We start from the raw sequence: 844 nt of genomic DNA on the forward strand, positions 1-844 counted from the left end.
CCCGGTCACCCGCAGTTGACCGCTGGCCCAGTCGTAGGTGGCGCTGGTGATGGTCGGGGCGGCGGCGCCGGTCAGGGTCACGGTCGCGACCGATGAGGACTCCTCACCGTCATAGACGCTGATGTCGAAGCGGCGATCACCTATCGCAGTGTTGGTAAGGGTTTCGGTGTAGGAGAGGTTCTGCAGCAGGGTGCTGACCAGGGCCGGGGTAGCGGCGCCATTGTCGAAGGTGATCTTCAGCAGGTCACGAATGGTGCCATCTGCGGTGGCGATGGTGGTGACCGCACCGATATCGGTGCCATTGACCGTGACGCGTTCGCCGGACGTCACCACGCCATCATCGCCGGCCTTGACGGTGGTGCCGTCGAAGGAGAGATCGCCGGTGGCAATGGAGCCGCTGCTGGATTGGGACACCAGCAAGAAGCCGCTGTTGCCAAAGTTGCTGTGATCGACATCGGTCACAGTGGCGGCATCGCCGGCATCCAGTTTGACCGGGCTATCGGCGCCGACGACAAAGCTCGGGTTGTCAGCGTCCAGATTGGCGATCACGGGTGCATCATTCACTGCCACCAACGTCACCGTCGAGCCGATGTTGGGCGCGGCGGTATCGACCCCGCCGTTGGCGGTGCCGCCGCTGTCCTGGATCGAGGTGATGGTCACCACCCGATTACTGGCCGTGCTGGGGTTCTGGCTGCTGTTGCTGTAGCTGATGCCGTCGATCAGTGTTTGCAGGTCGGCCGCGGCGAGCGTGCCGCCCGAGAGTGTCACCGTGGCCGTGCCGGCGGCCACGCTAACGCTGTAGCTCAGGCTGTTGTTGGTCGTGGTGCCTGCGCCGTTCTTCAGT

Annotated in this window: 1 protein-coding gene; it reads right to left on the reverse strand. The window is 64.2% G+C overall.

Going from position 1 to position 844, the window contains the following annotated elements:
* On the reverse strand, nt 1–844 hold an 844-nt coding region (locus VBE63_RS30585; RefSeq protein ID WP_323686715.1), incomplete at both ends, for a hypothetical protein.

Source organism: Lamprobacter sp. (assembly GCF_034860625.1).
Taxonomy (GTDB): Bacteria; Pseudomonadota; Gammaproteobacteria; order Chromatiales; family Chromatiaceae; genus Lamprobacter.